At 59.2% G+C, this 15,116-nt stretch carries 16 protein-coding genes and 5 pseudogenes; 14 read left to right on the top strand and 7 right to left on the bottom strand.

Translation table 11 applies throughout. The annotated features are described in order from the left end of the window. Nucleotides 1–41: 41 nt before the first annotated feature. Nucleotides 42–614: a hypothetical protein gene (locus EB815_RS34160; protein ID WP_348625440.1), complete on the top strand. Its 573-nt coding sequence runs from the start codon at nt 42–44 to the stop codon at nt 612–614. A gap of 305 nt (nt 615–919) precedes the next feature. On the opposite strand, the pseudogene EB815_RS31475 reads toward EB815_RS34160, so the two are convergent. Then, nucleotides 920–2,297, bottom strand: a pseudogene (locus EB815_RS31475) (IS30 family transposase). 53 nt (nt 2,298–2,350) lie between these two features. On the opposite strand from EB815_RS31475, the pseudogene EB815_RS31470 reads away from it, so the two are divergent. Then, nucleotides 2,351–2,545, top strand: a pseudogene (locus EB815_RS31470) (integrase core domain-containing protein); the annotation flags it as partial. 407 nt (nt 2,546–2,952) lie between these two features. On the opposite strand, the pseudogene EB815_RS33785 reads toward EB815_RS31470, so the two are convergent. From EB815_RS33785 to EB815_RS31460, 3 genes and pseudogenes are all read right to left on the bottom strand, one after another. Beyond that, a pseudogene (locus tag EB815_RS33785) lies at nt 2,953–3,462 on the bottom strand (iron-sulfur cluster assembly scaffold protein); the annotation flags it as partial. Continuing rightward, nucleotides 3,438–3,575, bottom strand: a complete 138-nt coding sequence (locus EB815_RS33780; protein ID WP_245303333.1) for a hypothetical protein — start codon at nt 3,573–3,575, stop codon at nt 3,438–3,440. The gene EB815_RS33780 and the pseudogene EB815_RS33785, both read right to left, overlap by 25 nt. A 26-nt stretch (nt 3,576–3,601) precedes the next feature. After that, the gene (locus tag EB815_RS31460; RefSeq protein ID WP_065005159.1) at nt 3,602–3,922 is read right to left on the bottom strand and encodes an iron-sulfur cluster assembly accessory protein; all 321 of its coding nucleotides are present in this window, start codon (nt 3,920–3,922) and stop codon (nt 3,602–3,604) included. Nucleotides 3,923–4,094: 172 nt separating this feature from the next. On the opposite strand from EB815_RS31460, the pseudogene EB815_RS31455 reads away from it, so the two are divergent. The 4 genes and pseudogenes from EB815_RS31455 to EB815_RS31440 form a co-directional block, all read left to right on the top strand. Beyond that, nucleotides 4,095–4,277, top strand: a pseudogene (locus EB815_RS31455) (helix-turn-helix domain-containing protein); the annotation flags it as partial. 100 nt (nt 4,278–4,377) lie between these two features. Beyond that, the gene (locus tag EB815_RS31450) at nt 4,378–5,001 is read left to right on the top strand and encodes an acyl-homoserine-lactone synthase (protein WP_065005182.1); all 624 of its coding nucleotides are present in this window, start codon (nt 4,378–4,380) and stop codon (nt 4,999–5,001) included. A gap of 1 nt (nt 5,002) precedes the next feature. Then, nucleotides 5,003–5,254: a transcriptional regulator domain-containing protein gene (locus tag EB815_RS31445; RefSeq protein WP_065005160.1), complete on the top strand. Its 252-nt coding sequence runs from the start codon at nt 5,003–5,005 to the stop codon at nt 5,252–5,254. Nucleotides 5,255–5,318: 64 nt separating this feature from the next. Beyond that, complete coding sequence (locus EB815_RS31440; RefSeq protein WP_245303334.1) at nt 5,319–5,804, top strand: DUF2285 domain-containing protein; 486 nt, start codon at nt 5,319–5,321, stop codon at nt 5,802–5,804. A 29-nt stretch (nt 5,805–5,833) separates the two neighbouring features. Here EB815_RS31440 and EB815_RS31435 read toward each other — a convergent pair whose 3' ends face one another. Then, nucleotides 5,834–6,085 carry a DNA -binding domain-containing protein gene (locus EB815_RS31435; RefSeq protein WP_065005162.1) on the bottom strand — a complete coding sequence of 84 codons (252 nt, stop codon included), beginning with the start codon at nt 6,083–6,085 and terminating at the stop codon, nt 5,834–5,836. 126 nt (nt 6,086–6,211) lie between these two features. On the opposite strand from EB815_RS31435, the gene EB815_RS31430 reads away from it, so the two are divergent. Beyond that, nucleotides 6,212–6,421: a helix-turn-helix domain-containing protein gene (locus tag EB815_RS31430; RefSeq protein ID WP_010913773.1), complete on the top strand. Its 210-nt coding sequence runs from the start codon at nt 6,212–6,214 to the stop codon at nt 6,419–6,421. Between the two features lie 297 nt (nt 6,422–6,718). Next, nucleotides 6,719–6,934 carry a helix-turn-helix domain-containing protein gene (locus EB815_RS31425; RefSeq protein WP_065005163.1) on the top strand — a complete coding sequence of 72 codons (216 nt, stop codon included), beginning with the start codon at nt 6,719–6,721 and terminating at the stop codon, nt 6,932–6,934. A 239-nt stretch (nt 6,935–7,173) separates the two neighbouring features. Here the strand turns inward: EB815_RS31425 and EB815_RS31420 are convergent, their stop codons facing one another. Continuing rightward, nucleotides 7,174–7,368 carry a helix-turn-helix transcriptional regulator gene (locus EB815_RS31420; protein WP_432430889.1) on the bottom strand — a complete coding sequence of 65 codons (195 nt, stop codon included), beginning with the start codon at nt 7,366–7,368 and terminating at the stop codon, nt 7,174–7,176. 1,011 nt (nt 7,369–8,379) lie between these two features. Between EB815_RS31420 and glyA the strand changes: the two genes are divergently transcribed. The 4 genes from glyA to EB815_RS34060 all read left to right on the top strand — a co-directional run bounded on the left by glyA (nt 8,380) and on the right by EB815_RS34060 (nt 13,031). Continuing rightward, nucleotides 8,380–9,717: a serine hydroxymethyltransferase gene (gene glyA, locus EB815_RS31415; protein ID WP_065005183.1), complete on the top strand. Its 1,338-nt coding sequence runs from the start codon at nt 8,380–8,382 to the stop codon at nt 9,715–9,717. Nucleotides 9,718–9,763: 46 nt separating this feature from the next. Then, nucleotides 9,764–10,960 carry a methionine adenosyltransferase gene (gene metK, locus EB815_RS31410; protein WP_065005166.1) on the top strand — a complete coding sequence of 399 codons (1,197 nt, stop codon included), beginning with the start codon at nt 9,764–9,766 and terminating at the stop codon, nt 10,958–10,960. 100 nt (nt 10,961–11,060) lie between these two features. After that, entirely contained in the window at nt 11,061–12,053 is a 993-nt protein-coding gene (locus EB815_RS31405; protein ID WP_065005167.1) for an adenosine kinase, read from the top strand. A gap of 378 nt (nt 12,054–12,431) precedes the next feature. Then, nucleotides 12,432–13,031, top strand: a complete 600-nt coding sequence (locus tag EB815_RS34060; RefSeq protein ID WP_080512099.1) for a cold-shock protein — start codon at nt 12,432–12,434, stop codon at nt 13,029–13,031. Between the two features lie 384 nt (nt 13,032–13,415). Here the strand turns inward: EB815_RS34060 and EB815_RS31395 are convergent. Further along, nucleotides 13,416–13,749, bottom strand: a pseudogene (locus EB815_RS31395) (MucR family transcriptional regulator); the annotation flags it as partial. A 244-nt stretch (nt 13,750–13,993) separates the two neighbouring features. On the opposite strand from EB815_RS31395, the gene EB815_RS31390 reads away from it, so the two are divergent. Beyond that, a complete protein-coding gene (locus EB815_RS31390) occupies nt 13,994–14,296 on the top strand; it encodes a DUF982 domain-containing protein (protein WP_064987298.1) in 303 nt (100 codons plus the stop codon). Nucleotides 14,297–14,567: 271 nt separating this feature from the next. Further along, the gene (locus EB815_RS31385; RefSeq protein ID WP_020629161.1) at nt 14,568–14,816 is read left to right on the top strand and encodes a DUF982 domain-containing protein; all 249 of its coding nucleotides are present in this window, start codon (nt 14,568–14,570) and stop codon (nt 14,814–14,816) included. Nucleotides 14,817–15,116 lie beyond the last annotated feature (300 nt).

Genomic DNA, 15,116 nt, shown 5'->3' with positions numbered 1-15,116 from the left:
CGGAATGTCGGCGTCATTGGCACCGGATCTTCGGTATATAAGTGATACCAGAGATCGCGGCGCAGGCCATATCTCCAGAGGGAATAGCGGCTGGCTCTGACTTTTACGAGCCAGACATTTTAGTGCTAGCGACAGGTTTTGATGCGATGACAGGTGCGCTCAGCAAAATCGATATTGTTGGACGGTGGAACCTCACCCTCAAAGAGAAATGGCAAGATGGGCCGAATACATTTCTTGGATTGATGAGTTCCGGCTTTCAAAACTTGTTTATTGTTACTGGACCGGGAAGCCCTACAGTCCTAACCGACATGATAGTTGCCATCGAATACGATGTTAAATGGGTAGCTGAGTGGATTGCGCATCTGATAGGGGTAAGCGCCGCGTATATAGAAGCAGCTGCGTCAGCTGAGGAAAAATGGAGGGACCAAGTTAGTAAAGCGGCCGAAGAAACGTTGTACACTCAAGCGAAATCTTGGTATCTGGCCGTAAATATTCCCGGAAACCGGGCTGTGTTCATTCCGTACGTCGGTGGCGTGCCCACGTATCAAAAAATTTGCGACGAAGTAGCTACCGCTGGTTACAGAGGGTTCAACATTCGCGAGCCATCGAATTGACCTGTTTGTAAGAGGCCGTTTGGAAAATCGGAAAATTGGGATTGAACGAAGCCGCTGACGCGGCATTTGGCGGGTCGGTCTGCGGGCGAAGCTTCTGTTTTAGAGGATTGCGGCTGTTGAAGCGCAATCTTGAGAACAGGAGCAATAAAATGGCCGAGTTGAGCCCGCTTCGCCGGCGCAACTCGTCACCGACGCCCTAATCATGGCGATCTGGCGCAGAGGCAGGCCGGACAGTCTGCTGCACCACAGCGATCAAGGGAGCCCAGGTGGATTCAAGCGGTCGTCGCAACACTGATTGTGTTCACTCACGACAGCAACTCGTCAAGCGCCTCTGCCGGCGTTTTCCAGCCAAGGGTTTTTCTCGGTCGGGCATTAAGGGCCGCGGCCACGGCGGCGATCTCGTCGGCGCTGTGGACACTCAGGTCGGTGCCATTCGGGAAGTACTGACGCAGCAGCCCATTGGTGTTCTCGTTGGTGCCGCGCTGCCAGGGGCTTTGCGGATCGCAGAAGTAGACTTGGACACCCGCGTCGATCTTGAGACGATCGTGCTGAGCCATTTCGGCTCCCTGATCCCAGGTCAGCGAAGGGCGCAGTTCTTCGGGCAAGGTGATGATGGTGCGCGTAATCGCGTCGCGCACGGCTTCGGCCCCGTGTCCCGCGAGAGCAGGGCCATTCTTCATGCGCGGAGCTTCGCCATGCCCCACAAGCCGGGGAAGATGCAGCAACATCGTGAAGCGTGTCGTACGCTCAACCAGCGTGCCGATCGCCGAGCTGCCAAGACCAAGGATGAGGTCTCCTTCCCAGTGACCCGGCACCGCGCCACCGGCCGCTTCGGCGGGGCGTTGACTGATCATGATCTCCGGCAAGACAAAGCTCTTACCTCGACTGCGTACGCGGGCCCTGGGGACACCCGCAGCACGCGCCCCGTTCGCAAGCAGGCCGACAGTTCGCGGCGTAGCGCTCCCCGACCCTGAACGAAGAGGGCTTGATAGATGGCTTCGTGGCTGATGCGCATCGTCTTGTCGTCCGGGAAGTCGATCGGCAAGCGTCGGCGATCTGCTCCGGGCTCCAAGCCCTGGCCCATCGCCGATCCTTTCGCGGACCGTGCCGGCGGCCCTTCCACCGAACGGCCGGACCAGGAACGGCGGCGCCACTTGGGGACATGACGACGCACCGGCCAGTCGCTGCTCCACATAAGTGCGCAAGGTTGTGTTGAGCGCAAGCTTGGTCGGTTTGGGCCGACGGGCCGATCGGTCGGCGTGCCATTGGGCTGTCGATGCACGATATTCCAGCCCGCCGCTGCGCGTTGCGGCATTGCGTCGTAGCTCACGGGAGATGGTCGAGGCGGATCGGCCAAGTCGGCGTCCGATCTCGCGTCTCGAAAGGCCCTGAACGCGAAGAAGTGCGATCTCCTCACGTTCCGCAAACGCAAGGTATCGCTCTGACGGCGGCTTGGTGGAAGATCTGAACATTGCTGGTGGCATACCGCCCGCCTGTCGGAACAATCTGGTTCCAACAGGCTGCGACATACCAGCCGCCAGCGCAGCATCTTCGCTGGTCAGCCCCTGCGCTAATCCCCAACCAGAATCGCTGGAGTTCAGATCGCCCCGCCACTGGCGGACGTCCCGGTGACGGCAACGGCGCCCGTCCAGAACGGTGTGATCGTCGCTTTCCAATGCCCATCGCAACCTCCTTCGTTCAGGTGTTGCGACGACCGCTTGAATCCGCCCAATATTACGAGCGAGCAGTTCCAGCGCCTGATGGCCGACCATGGCATCACCTGTTCGATGAGCCGGTCGGGCAACGTCTGGGACAATGCTGCGATGGAGAGCTTGTTCTCGTCGCTGAAAACCGAGCGGACAGCACGTAAGGTCTACAGGACGAGGGATGACGCTAGGGCGGACGTGTTCGATTACATCGAGCGCTTCTAGAATCCTGTTTCATAACACCCATCTGTCCATGTCGTTGAAGGGAAATAGGTTTTGCTGATCGGGGTGCGATCCCGCGGGGTATTTCGGGTTCTGTCGCGCGCGATGAACAATCTGCTGGGCCCGCGGCTTTCCAAGTTCTGATCGGCTGAAGATCCACGGGCCATCCGGCAAAGGATGAAGACTCTCGATCTCGCTGGCTTCGGCGGCAAGTCTGAGGGTCTTGGGTGCAACGCCAAGTAGGCGCGCCGCCTTGTTCAGGTTGAGCCATGGCTCGTTCCCAACCAACCGGTGCCGGCCGGAAGACCGGGATCTTGTGATGCGATCTGTGTGCGGTGACCCGCTCCCGTGTCCAGCGATTGCCATGCCCGGTCACCAAGCCGTTGCGGATGAGAATGCCGGCGATCAGATCATCGCTGGCGATCAGCACCAGTTGCCGGATGGCTGCGATGATATCGGTGGAGGTGCTGTTGCGCTGTCCGCGCCGGCGCTTCGGCAGGCGCAGCTCGGTATGGGCGCCGCCAATCCAATGGATAACTGGTTCCTCGAAGCCTATCACTACGAGAAACGCCGCTATCACGTCGCTTATGCGATGATGCCTTGACAAGGACGAGGCGTGAGAATCCTGGTGTCTCCTCGAAAGCCTGCCTCACGGCACGGAAGAACTCGCTCATCAGCAGCAAGCCGCGCTCCAGGATGAGGCGCTCGTGCGATGAGTATGTCGTGTGCGGCGGCAGGGCGCCGAGAAAATCCGCTATGTCCTGATCGGCTTCATCGATGGTCTTGCCGACGATGAATTCCGTAATGTCGAGCAAAGCGGTTAATGCCGAGCCGCGGCCGAAGGTTTGGAACGCTGCCGCGGTGATCATTTGCGTCTTACGGTCGAAACCCATCGTCAATTTAAGCCCACTGCCGCAGGCGACGGCGGCGACCTCGCCTGCCGCATTGGGGTGTCCAAAGCGCCGACATTGTTCGGGTTGATAAAATAGACCTTTTCGCTGAAGAGGTAATCGTTGTCGGTGTCATCCCGCATGGCGCCGATCCTTGTCGTTATGGCGGCTAGCCGAAGCACTTGCCGCAGGCGCATTTGTCCCGCGCATTGGGATTGTCGAAGACAAAGCCCGAGGACTCCAGGTCCGTGATGAAGTCAACGGTCATGCCGGCGAGATGCGGCTGGGAGTTTGCGTCGACGAACACCTTGACCCCGTCCGTCTCCATGATGGCATCGCCCTCGCGCGAGACGCTTTCCAGACCCATCAGGTATTTGAGGCCGGCGCAGCCGCCCGCCTCGACCATCATGCGAAAGCCTTCAGCCGGTTCGTCGGCGCGGGAAAGCGCGGCCTTGACAGCGGCGACGGCGTTTTCAGTGAGTGTGATCATGGGACTATTTTCTTGCTGATGAGTTCGCAAGACACGCTGCACAGAACGTGCCACAGAGGAAAATTCATTTGAAACCGTTGGTTAGCGGATTTGGCGCCCTGTCTCACATCCAACAATTGTCGGATGTCGAACAGAGCGAAACCTTGCGTAGAAGCGGCATCAGACTGACGCCCGTGAGTACGAATGCCTGCAATGGACGGCGAAGGGCAAGTCCGCCTGGGAAGTCGGGTCGATCTTGGGGATCAAGGAGCGCACGGCCGCTTTCCATCTGGACAATGCCAAGAAGAAGCTTGGCGTGCGCACCAAAAGTCAGGCGGTGACGCTGCTGGCCTTCTCACGATCATCAATTCTCTGAGGAACAGAATCCCTCTTTGATCCACCTGTGCAGATGCACAGGCAGTCGCGGCATGAAGGTTCGCCTCCAATGGCAGGGTCATACCTGCGAGGAGACCATCATGATTGAGCTTATTGCGCCCGGCTGGTACGGCGCCTTTGCCGACGAACTTCACGAAATCCACCGCCTGCGCTACCGCGTCTTCAAGGAACGGCTCGACTGGAAGGTACGCACGACCGGCGGCTTCGAGATCGATTCATTCGATCCCCTGAAACCGCACTATCTTGTGTTGCGCGATTCCGTCGGGGGCGGCGTACGCCTTCTGCCCCCGACGGGGCCGACGATGTTGCGAGATGCCTTTTCGAGGCTGTTGGAGGGGAGAACGGCACCCGAGGAACCGAGTGTCTGGGAAAGCAGCCGTTTCGCCCCTAATCTTCCACTGTATGCGCCGACGGGCAGTGGGAGTATTGCTGCTGCCGCCTATGAACTCCTCGCTGGCATGATCGAGTTCGGTTTGTCGCGGCAGGTCACCCATATCGTCATGGCTACGGATTTGCGCATGGAGCGAATCCTGCGTCGCGCCGGGTGGCCGCTGGCCCGGATCGGTCCGCCCCAGACAATCGGCACGTCGCGCGCCGATGCCGGCTGTTTGGATGTCTCAGAGGAGAGACTTGCTGCGGTCCGCCACAATGGCAGTCTTGGCGGTCCCATATTGTGGGGCCCGGTGCTCTGCACGGGCGCCTGACATGGTTATGATAGGTAATGACGCCGACTGGCCGGACTGGCAGGATGAGAAATCCTATCGCTATACGCGGCACCTGACGCGACGCGGCTGGGCCTGGGAGTTTCTGCGGCGCAATCCGGCCTTCCAGCGTGGTTTGAGGCAAGCGCTTGAGCAGGCAGAGTTTGAAGAGAGGCGCTTCGACGTAGAAGTGGTGAGATCGTCGCTCGATCTGACGCGGTGGGGGCTCCTGTTTCGCAAGCTCGTTGAGGCCTGATGCGGCTGTGTTCTGGTGCTCCCGCCAATGCCCGCATGTCCTGCCGGTCATTGCAGAAAAGGCATTGTCGCCCGAAACGCTTTCGTTTGATCTCGCAGCATTGCCATGTCGGGCGGCAATCGTGATCACTGCGGACGGTCGCCAGCACGTCGTGTTGCGAAATGCTCACCGGGATCTGCAGCTTGTCGTGGAGGGCGCTGAGGTCTTGCGCCCCGTTCGGCTTTCCGTCGACGCGATCTGGCCCGCCGATCGGACGAGGCAGCACCTGAATGCGCTCGAATGCCTCAATGCTCTTCACGCGACTGGACAACTTCCCGAAAGGCTGTTTCGGCCCGAAGCGCGGGCCAGCCGTCTGCGCTTTGTCCTCCAGGCACTCGACGGCTCGCTAGCCGGGGCATCGCACCGCCAAATCGCAACGGCCCTGTTGGGCCGACAACGCGTCCAGGCCGACTGGACGGATCCGCGCAACCACCTTCGCGATCGCATCCGCCGTGCCGTCCGGCGCGGTCACATGCTGATGGATCGTGGCTATCGGGATTTTCTCGCCTAAAGTGATTGGAATAGCTCACCTGGAGCTGGTCAGCGCGCGAACAGTTCTTTGTATCCAGTCGTAACCATCCAGTTTGCCCGATCGAGATGGCTGCGAACCGCCATTCGGGCGCGCTCCGGTTCTCGCATCGGATCGATGCCGAGGACGAGCTGCGCCATCTCGTCATCGCTGGCATCGTCGGCGGACGCATCCAGGAGCCTCATATAGACCGTGAAATGCTCATTGTCGTAGGCGGTCAGGCGGTCCGACCACGGGACTTCGTCTTGGACTTTGGGTTTCATCGCGACCTTCTGCAGTTCGGGTTTGTCGTCATCGGATGGGGCAAGAATCTCCTCGTTGGGCTAATCATATCGAATAGGAACGATCGTTCCTAGAACGATAGTTCCAGTTCTGGTCCCTTTCTTGCCATGGACCTCAAGGAGGTCATGGCGATCAACATGCGTCGTTTGCGCCATGATCAGGACCTGACGCAGGAAGAATTGGCTGCCCGCGCAGAGCTGAGCATGCGCTATGTGGGCTCGATCGAGCGTGCTCGGGTTTCCGCAAGCGTTAGTGTGCTTGGCCAACTCGCAAAAGCGCTTGACGTTGATCCTTGTGAGTTGATCAGGCCTCAGTGACAAAGGCGACCCGGCCCATCCTGGATTGCCGCAATCGATTTTGATGGCGCGCAATCGACCGCCAATGAACTGAGCCCGCTTTTTTCGACATAGGTCTAGACCAATCGGCTTCGCTCCCTGGCGCAGCTTGCGTGACCTACAGCGCTGAAAAGCGATAATCATCGTCAGATGGCATCCGGAAGTCGCGATTCCTCACAGCAGGTAGTTCGGGAAAAGTCGATGTCCTGCCAGTTAGTCCTTAAGTTTGTAGAGTATACCCCGTGGTGAAATCCTCAACAAGAGGGTGGCCTCTCGCGTATGGGAATCCGAGAGGTCTTTGCCCGCAATCTGCGTAGGCTTCGCGAGAAAAAGAAGCTGTCGCAGGAGGCGCTGGCGCATGAAGCTGGTGTTGATCGCACCTACATCAGCGCTCTTGAGCGCAGTGTATATGCTGCTACCATCGACATGGTCGAGAAGCTCGCTATAGTGCTGGAGGTTGAGCCGGCAACGCTGCTCGATCCGCGATCTGAATAGACTTAGGCAAACGTCTGATGCCGAAATCCTTCGATCGCCCCGTCAACGCCGGCTGCTGGAACAGTTGATAGCGGCGCGCAAGAACAAGGGCTTAACCCGGGCCAAGATTGCCGAAGCGCCGAGAGTTCGCACTGTGCGTCGCTTGGCTTGAGCGACTCACGCTATCCGAGTGTGCGCAGCATCATCTACATGACGGATGCGGCCGAAATGTCCACGGCGTCGGCCATTCCAAATAGCGTCTAATCCTGGTCAGTCAGGTCGCACCAGATCGATGTGGCACGGAGGGCTTGTGCCAATTTATAAAGGGTGACGATGGTGGGGCTCCTTTTGCCCTTCTCCGGCCCGCTGATGTACTGCTGGCTGAAGCTGGAGATCTCGGCAAGGCTGCTCCTGCGTCTAATCCTGCGTGCATTTTGTCCGACCAGCTTGCGCATTTCGATAAGCGGAGGTCAGCGGATCACGTCGAGGGCAGCAAATCCAAGGTATCAGGGCGGTAAACGTCGGCCACGGAAGACTGCGGGCGGCCGTCGAGGAACTCAAATGACGGCAAAGAGGCACGATGTGCTGCCAGTCGCACCGCCAGCTCTGAGTGATCGCCGGGTATCGCCGGCCCCGAAGTCCTCCAGAGCCTTCATGCCAGCTTGGCGTCCGCGCCCTGGCAGAGAGCGCTGAGCGTCGGCACGACGGCTTTGCGATCCCTCCGCGACGACGAAATCAAGTAAAAAGCCGATCAGGTCCACAATCCAGGTTAGCACTGCCGCCTGGGGAAAGGAGGCGCCGATCGCCTCCCTCTTGGCCAAGCAGTTCGCCAGCTTGCCGTCTTACCAGCACTACCTCGTTGCGTTCTTGTGTAGGCGTTGCAACAGATCCTTCAAGGAAATTCACGGAAACTTTGCGACCGCAAATCGCTGTCAATGGTACGCTCACCACAACTTTCGAGTTCATTGGCGGCAGAAATCTGCTGTCGTTTATATTCCGCCGCCCAACAGCATTTGCGAAGAGCGCGAAATGACAAAGCCAGCAAGACGAGGGTTCGGTTCTTCTATTTGGCGTCGTGCCGACCAATGATGACACTGGTCAGTCGCCTAAGGAAGGCAGCGCATCTTGATCGCCTTCGAATCCTGGGCCTTTGCGCGCATGCCGACCTGACTGTCTGCGAACTAGCGGCGATTCTCGATCTTCGTCGGGAACGCGTCGTCCGACACGTCCGGATGCTGGCCAGAGCCGACTTTCTTTGCTGCAACGGACAACGTCCGTGGCGCTCATACCACCTCAAAGCAGGAGGCAACGACGGAGGGTTGGTTCAATTCCTGGTCGATCTCCTGCCCCACGAGGATGGGTATCATAAGCGGGACCTGGAGCGGCTCGAGACGATACAAGACGCGTGGTCGAAGGGGACTGCTGCTGATCGTGAAATAGATCAAGCCAAATGGAGCGCGACTACCATGGACAACTCCACCGACGGCGCCTTCGCGCGGCCCGACAGCAACAGACAGGCTAGCCTGGCCGCAGTCGATTGCCGCGTTCACGAACTGCTTCTAAGACAGGAGCGGCAGGAGCGGACGACGCTCAAATTAATCGCTTCCGAAAACTTTGCCTCCTCGGCCGTGCTAGAAGCGACCGGCTCGATCTTCACGAACAAGTATGCCGAGGGGTACCCGGGCGCGCGCTACTATGCGGGAAACGAGATCGTCGATGAGCTTGAGACCCTCGCGATCGAGCGCCTGAAAGCGCTATTTGGCAGTGAGCACGCCAACGTCCAACCTTATTCGGGCTCACCAGCCAACCAGGCTGTCTATCGTGCGCTTTTGAGCCCCCGTGACAAAGTCATGGGCTTGCCTTTACCCGAAGGCGGCCATCTGACTCATGGCTGGTCCGTCAACTTTTCCGGCACTGATTATCAACGCGTCCCCTATGGCCTGCACGAAAAGACGCAGCAAATTGACTATGACCGCTTGCGCGAGACAGCCAGGCGGGAACGGCCAAAACTTATTTGGGTCGGCGGAACTGCCTATCCGCGTGTCTTTGACTACGCGGCAATGGCAGAAATCGCTCTGGAGGCAAACGCCTATCTCGTGGCTGACATTGCGCACATCAGCGGCCTGATTGTCGCTGGAGCGCATCCGAATCCAGTAACCCATTGCGACGTCGTCACCAGCACATCTCATAAGTCGATCCGCGGCCCCCGTGGAGGTTTTATTTTGTCGAAGAATGAAGATCGCTATCAGGCGCTCCATCATCCCGCGAGCAAATACAATCTCGCCAGACGGATTGATCGCGCGGTGTTCCCTCAACTGCAAGGTGGGCCGCACATGAATATCATCGCCGCACTAGCTGTTGCTTTGCAGGAAGCCGCGACTCCCTCTTTCCGCACCTACGGTCACCAGATCGTCAGGAATGCCAAGGCGCTGGCCGAGGCGCTTGTGGATCGTGGTTACGACCTGGTCACCGGCGGGACTGACAATCACATGCTGATCCTTGACCTTCGGAACCGGCCGCTATCAGGCAAAGCCTATGCCGAGCGCCTGGCAAGGGCAGGCATCATTACGAACTTCAACATGGTGCCGGGCGACCCGCGCGACCCGGCGGTCACAAGCGGGATCCGCTTGGGGGCGCCGGCAGTGACGTCCACGGGCATGCGTGAGGGGGAAATGGTGCAGATCGCCGCTTTCATCGACTCGGTCTGCCGACAGCCAGACGACCAGGAAGTTCACGCGAGGGTACGAAGAGACGTTGCCGACTTCTGCGCTGCGTTCGACGTCCCCGGCATCACGCCGCCCTAATCCAGAAACTCCCACCTAACTCCAACACTTGAAGCGAGGGCATTCCATGACCAGACAGTTCGTGTTCTCTTCCGAATCCGTTGGTGCGGGACACCCGGATAAGTTGGCAGACAACATATCGGATGCCATCCTCGATGCGGTCCTTCGCGAGGATCCTAAGGCGCGCGTCGCTTGTGAAGCATTGGTGAAGACGTGTGAAACGTTAGTAAAGACAGGGATGGTCGTTCTGGCTGGCGAGATCACCAGCAATGCGCAGATCGATTACAGCCAAGTTGCCCGCGATACGATCCTCGATATTGGCTACGACGACGATGCCATCGGCTTTGATGGTCGACGTTGCGCCGTCGTTCTGGCCCTTACCGAGCAGTCGCCCGACATAAGCCAGGGCGTTGACGAAGGACGAGGGCAGGATCTCGAGCAGGGGGCGGGGGATCAGGGCCTCATGTTTGGATTCGCATGCAACGAGACGGACACATTGATGCCCTTGCCGATCCAACTCGCTCACCAGTTGACGAAAAGACAGGCAGAGATCCGGAAAACGGGACAGCTTGGCTGGCTGCGTCCGGACGTGAAATCTCAAGTGTCCGTACGCTACGAGGGTTTGCGCCCGGTGGCGCTGGATACCATAGTCCTGTCGACGCAGCATGACGAGGCGGTCTCCCAAGAAACAGTCCGCGAAGGCGTCATTGAGGAGATCATAAAACCGGTCCTGCCCACCCACCTGGATACTTCGGGGATCAGATTTCTGGTCAACCCGACAGGGCGGTTCGTGGTCGGTGGGCCTGCTGGCGACTGCGGCCTCACTGGACGTAAGATCATCGTCGATACCTACGGTGGAACGGGGCGTCACGGCGGCGGCGCCTTTTCGGGCAAGGACCCATCTAAGGTTGACCGCTCGGCCGCCTATGCGGCGCGGTATGTCGCAAAGAATATCGTTGCCAGCGGACTTGCGGAGGTCTGCGAGGTTCAGCTTGCCTACGCGATCGGCGTGGCCAGTCCGGTTTCTGTGATGGTCAACACCTTCGGAACCGCAAGAATCGAGGAAAAAAGGATCGAGTGCCTTGTTCTTGAGCTTTTCGATCTCCGACCGAAAGGCATCATCAAGATGCTTGATCTCTTGCGCCCGATATACCGCAAGACCGCGACGTACGGACACTTCGGCCGTGAAGAGCCTGAGTTCACTTGGGAGAAGACGGACAGAGCCGACGACTTGCTGCGTGAAGCAGGACCGGCAGCTGCGTGAGGGCCGCTGGATCAAGCGCATGCGGCAACCCATTTCAACTCGCTAGACCCGCGCCTGGTCGGCATAGCAGAAAGCCGGTGGGTAGTTGGCGGAGACATTGATGCCGGATTATGACGTGCTTTGCATCGGCAATGCCATTGTCGACATCATCGCCCAGTGCGACGAGGAATTCCTCGAGACCAACGGCATCATCAAGGGCGCGATGAACCTCATCGACACCCATCGCGCCGAACTGCTCTACAGCCGTATGGGCCCGGCGATCGAAGCGTCCGGCGGCAGCGCCGGCAACACGGCGGCCGGCGTTGCCAGCTTCGGTGGACGTGCCGCCTTCTTCGGCAAGGTTTCGAACGATGCGCTCGGCGAAATCTATGCGCATGACATCCATGCCCAGGGCGTCGCCTTCGACACCCGGCCGCTCAAGGGCGAGCCGCCGACGGCACGCTCGATGATCTTCGTCACTCCCGACGGCGAGCGCTCGATGAACACCTATCTCGGCGCCTGTGTCGAGCTCGGACCGGAGGATGTCGAGGCCGACAAGGCTTCCGGCGCCAAGGTCACCTATTTCGAGGGCTATCTGTGGGATCCGCCGCGCGCCAAGGAAGCGATCCGGCAGACGGCCAGGCTGGCGCACGCTGCGGGCCGCGAAGTGTCGATGACGCTGTCGGATTCGTTCTGCGTCGACCGCTACCGTGACGAGTTCCTCGACCTGATGCGCTCGGGCACGGTCGACATCGTCTTCGCCAACAGCCACGAGATCAAGTCGCTCTACCAGACGTCGTCGTTCGACGAGGCGCTGGCGCAGATCCGCAAGGATTGCCGGATCGCAGCCGTGACGCGATCGGAAAAAGGCTCGGTCATCGTGCGCGGCGACGAGACCGTGGTCGTCCAGGCAACCGCGATCAAGGAACTGGTCGACACGACAGGCGCCGGCGACCTCTATGCCGCCGGTTTCCTGCATGGCTACACGCAAGGCCGCGACCTCAAGGCCTGCGGCGATCTCGGCTCGCTGGCGGCCGGCTTGGTGATCCAGCAGATCGGCCCAAGGCCGAGGCAGAATCTGCGCCGCGAAGCCGAGCAGGCGGGGTTGATCTAGCGGGACGACTCAACGACAAGCTGCTCGTCTCCCTCCTGCAGGCTGTGCGGGTAAATTGCGCGTAAATCGAAATGTCGGATGCGCATCCGCGTGAGGCGGCAGCCCGGGGCGTGTCACGATCGAAACGGTTGATCGCGGTGCCGCCCTTCAGCGCGACCCTTTTGCCGTGCGATATGGGGAACGCGTTCGGATCAGCAGGTCGACCTGTCGCATATTGCTCATCCGCCATCGTTGACTTCGTGTGGCAACAGGTCGGCCGGGATCGTGATGCGGTAGAGCGGGTAAGCGGTCAACTGGTGAATTGACATCAATGCATTGCCCGATTGAGATTATCCTGCCGGGAGGCGCAATGAGGTGTTCAGCCGAGTCGAGACGATCATGGGCAAATATAAAGACCATCGTGAGCCACGCCGGCATCGTCATGACGATGACCCGGTTTCTTTTGCGGAACGGCCTTCCGAGCTAAGCTACTTTCAGCGTTCGTCCACTGTAACCGCGGATCCTGTCGACGCCGAAGTGGTGTGGTTCAACACCAGCAAGGGTTTTGGCTTTGTCAAATTGCCGGAGGGCATCGAGGCCTATCTGCACATCCGGGTGCTAGAGGCGGCCGGGAGCCGCGGTGTTTCCGAGGGAACGCGTCTGAAGGTCACAACGGAAGAAAGTCCAAGAGGTCATCAGGTCGCGCAAGTGCTGGAGGTCAGCGATCAGACCGCGAGAACTCAGCTACATACGCGTCGCACTGGAGAGTCCACCGCCGGGACGAGTGCCCAGGTGGAGAGCGAGGGCACGGTCAAGTGGTACAATCCCCAAAAGGGCTTCGGCTTCATTGCTCCTGAAAACGGTGAGAAGGACATCTTCGTTCATGCCACCGCGCTGACCCGCTCAGGACTGAGCATGCTGATGGAGGGTCAGAAGGTGTTTGTCCAATGCGGGCAGGGCAAGAAAGGCCTGGAAGTCCGGAGCATTCGCCTCGCTTAGAGCCAAATGCGTTGGCCTACCAAGATTGCGCCTCAGACAAAGAAAAAGCCCGCTACCGGGAGGAGGTGGCAGCGGGCTCGATTTAGAATGAAACGCGGGAGGAGGTGCGCCCCATTCAGCGTCGGCACCACATCTGGGAGGAGTAGATGGCCGACACCATGATCATACCGATCGCCGCGGATATTGCAACGCACAAATTTTATCTCGCGACTGCGAAATGATGCCGGATCCGCTTAGGCGATCCTGAAAAAACTGCGGTCAGGCTGCGGCTTTCTTGCCGGCACGCTTGGCAGGTGCCGGCGTTTCCGGTTCCTTCGGCTTGCGGCCCAGACCCATGGTCTTGGCCAATGCCGAGCGCGCCGCAGCGTAGTTCGGCGCCACCATGGGATAGTCCGCCGGCAGCCCCCATTTCGCGCGATATTCGTCGGGCGTAAGGCCATAGTGGGTAGCCAGGTGACGCTTGAGCGACTTGAACTTCTTGCCGTCCTCTAGGCTGACAATGTAATGTAACCGATTTTCTGATCGGTACGGCAGGCTTGAGAGCTTCCGGCTTTTCTGGTGCGGCATTACCAGCAGTGCCTTTCAATGCGATGTGGATCTGGCTGATAAGCCCAGGCAGTTCACCGACGGGAACCGGATTGTTCGAAACATAGGCTGAGACGACATGGGCGGTGAGTTCGATGAGGTTGTCAGCTTTGCTCTCGGTTTCGTCGGTCATGAAAACGCTCCTGCGGGCTTAGACTAGGCGGTGAAGGGTCACTTCATAGCTTAATAGTGACGACCGCCTTTGATAGCAACCAAGCCATTGCATGATGTGTTGGCGGATCGCTCCACGCCCTGTCGCCGTCACGGATCTTCCTCTTGAACCGTCATCGCCCTGACAACACATTGTGTCAGGGTCGCCTCGCGTCGATGCGGCGCCTCTTCAAACAAATTGGCTATTTGGAAGGTTGGAGGAACTAATGAACGCTAAGGCTTTCAGCAGCCCGCTTTTCGTGAGGCGCGCAACGCACATCATCCAGGAGATTGCCGGCCTTGCGGATGCAATCGATTTTCTCAATGAATGGCCGGAAGATCGCAGGGACCTGATCCACGAAGCCGCCCTGAGGGCATGCTACGATGCATACGACGGGCGCAAGCCGGTAAGCACGGCGCGCAATGCCTTTTTCGGCTTTGCGAAGCGGGTCGCCATATTGGAAGATCCAACCTCCGCGATGCAGTGGATCGCCGCCTGCAGATCGGGCAGTGGAAAAGTGCAGGTTTAGACTTCGACGTCGTGTTTGAGACTGGCGAGGCGCATCAAACAGTGCACTATGTCCAGGTTTCACAGCTAGACCACGCGAATGAGAAGCAGTTGCTCACCACCGACTGCAAAACCGCCGATCGCACGCAAGCTGACCATGGCCAGACCCGCCTCACAGCGATCGCTTGCCCGCCAATGGCCAGGATCAGTGGCGCAGGTGCAACGGTCGCGTTCGGCTGAGTAAAGAAATGCGACCCGGGCTGTTGCCGCATAGTGGCTGTGGAGGAGGGGGGATGACCGGGTTGATCAGATTTGAGAGGCCAGTCGTTGTTCAGGTGAGCCGCCGCAGCTCGGAGCGTATCGTGTTCGACGTCAACGACGCGGCCGCTATCTTGCTGCGGGATCTGCATCATGAGACCGATAAACGCAGAATAGCGATGGACACCTGTCTGCAGGTGTTACGCGGCAAAACCCATCCACCTGCCGCTCGACGAGCTTTCGTTGCAGCCGCGCTCGAAGCACGCATTCTGCGCAGCGATTGAGATTTAGGACGCCGCTCGTGAATTTCGGCCATCTGCGCATCGGTATTGAGCGCGGTCCGAATACCTTTGCCGGCATCCGCCAGGAGCAAGCCAACCCCGCTCTTTCCGCGACGGCTTTCCTGGTCCGGCGCCTAATCTTCCACCATCAAAACACAAGGGGGCCGCCAGCCAGCTGGGGGCCGCTCGGCTTCGCCTTCGCGGCGATCGTGATTGGAGACAGAGGCAGACGGAGCCATCGAGCGGGAGTTGGCCCGCTGCAGATGGCGGAGCGTCGATGCCGCCTCAATCGTCTCCAGAAGT

The sequence above is a fragment of the Mesorhizobium loti genome (assembly GCF_013170705.1).
GTDB lineage: Bacteria > Pseudomonadota > Alphaproteobacteria > Rhizobiales > Rhizobiaceae > Mesorhizobium > Mesorhizobium loti_D.
This window is presented reverse-complemented; position numbering and strand designations above follow the sequence as displayed.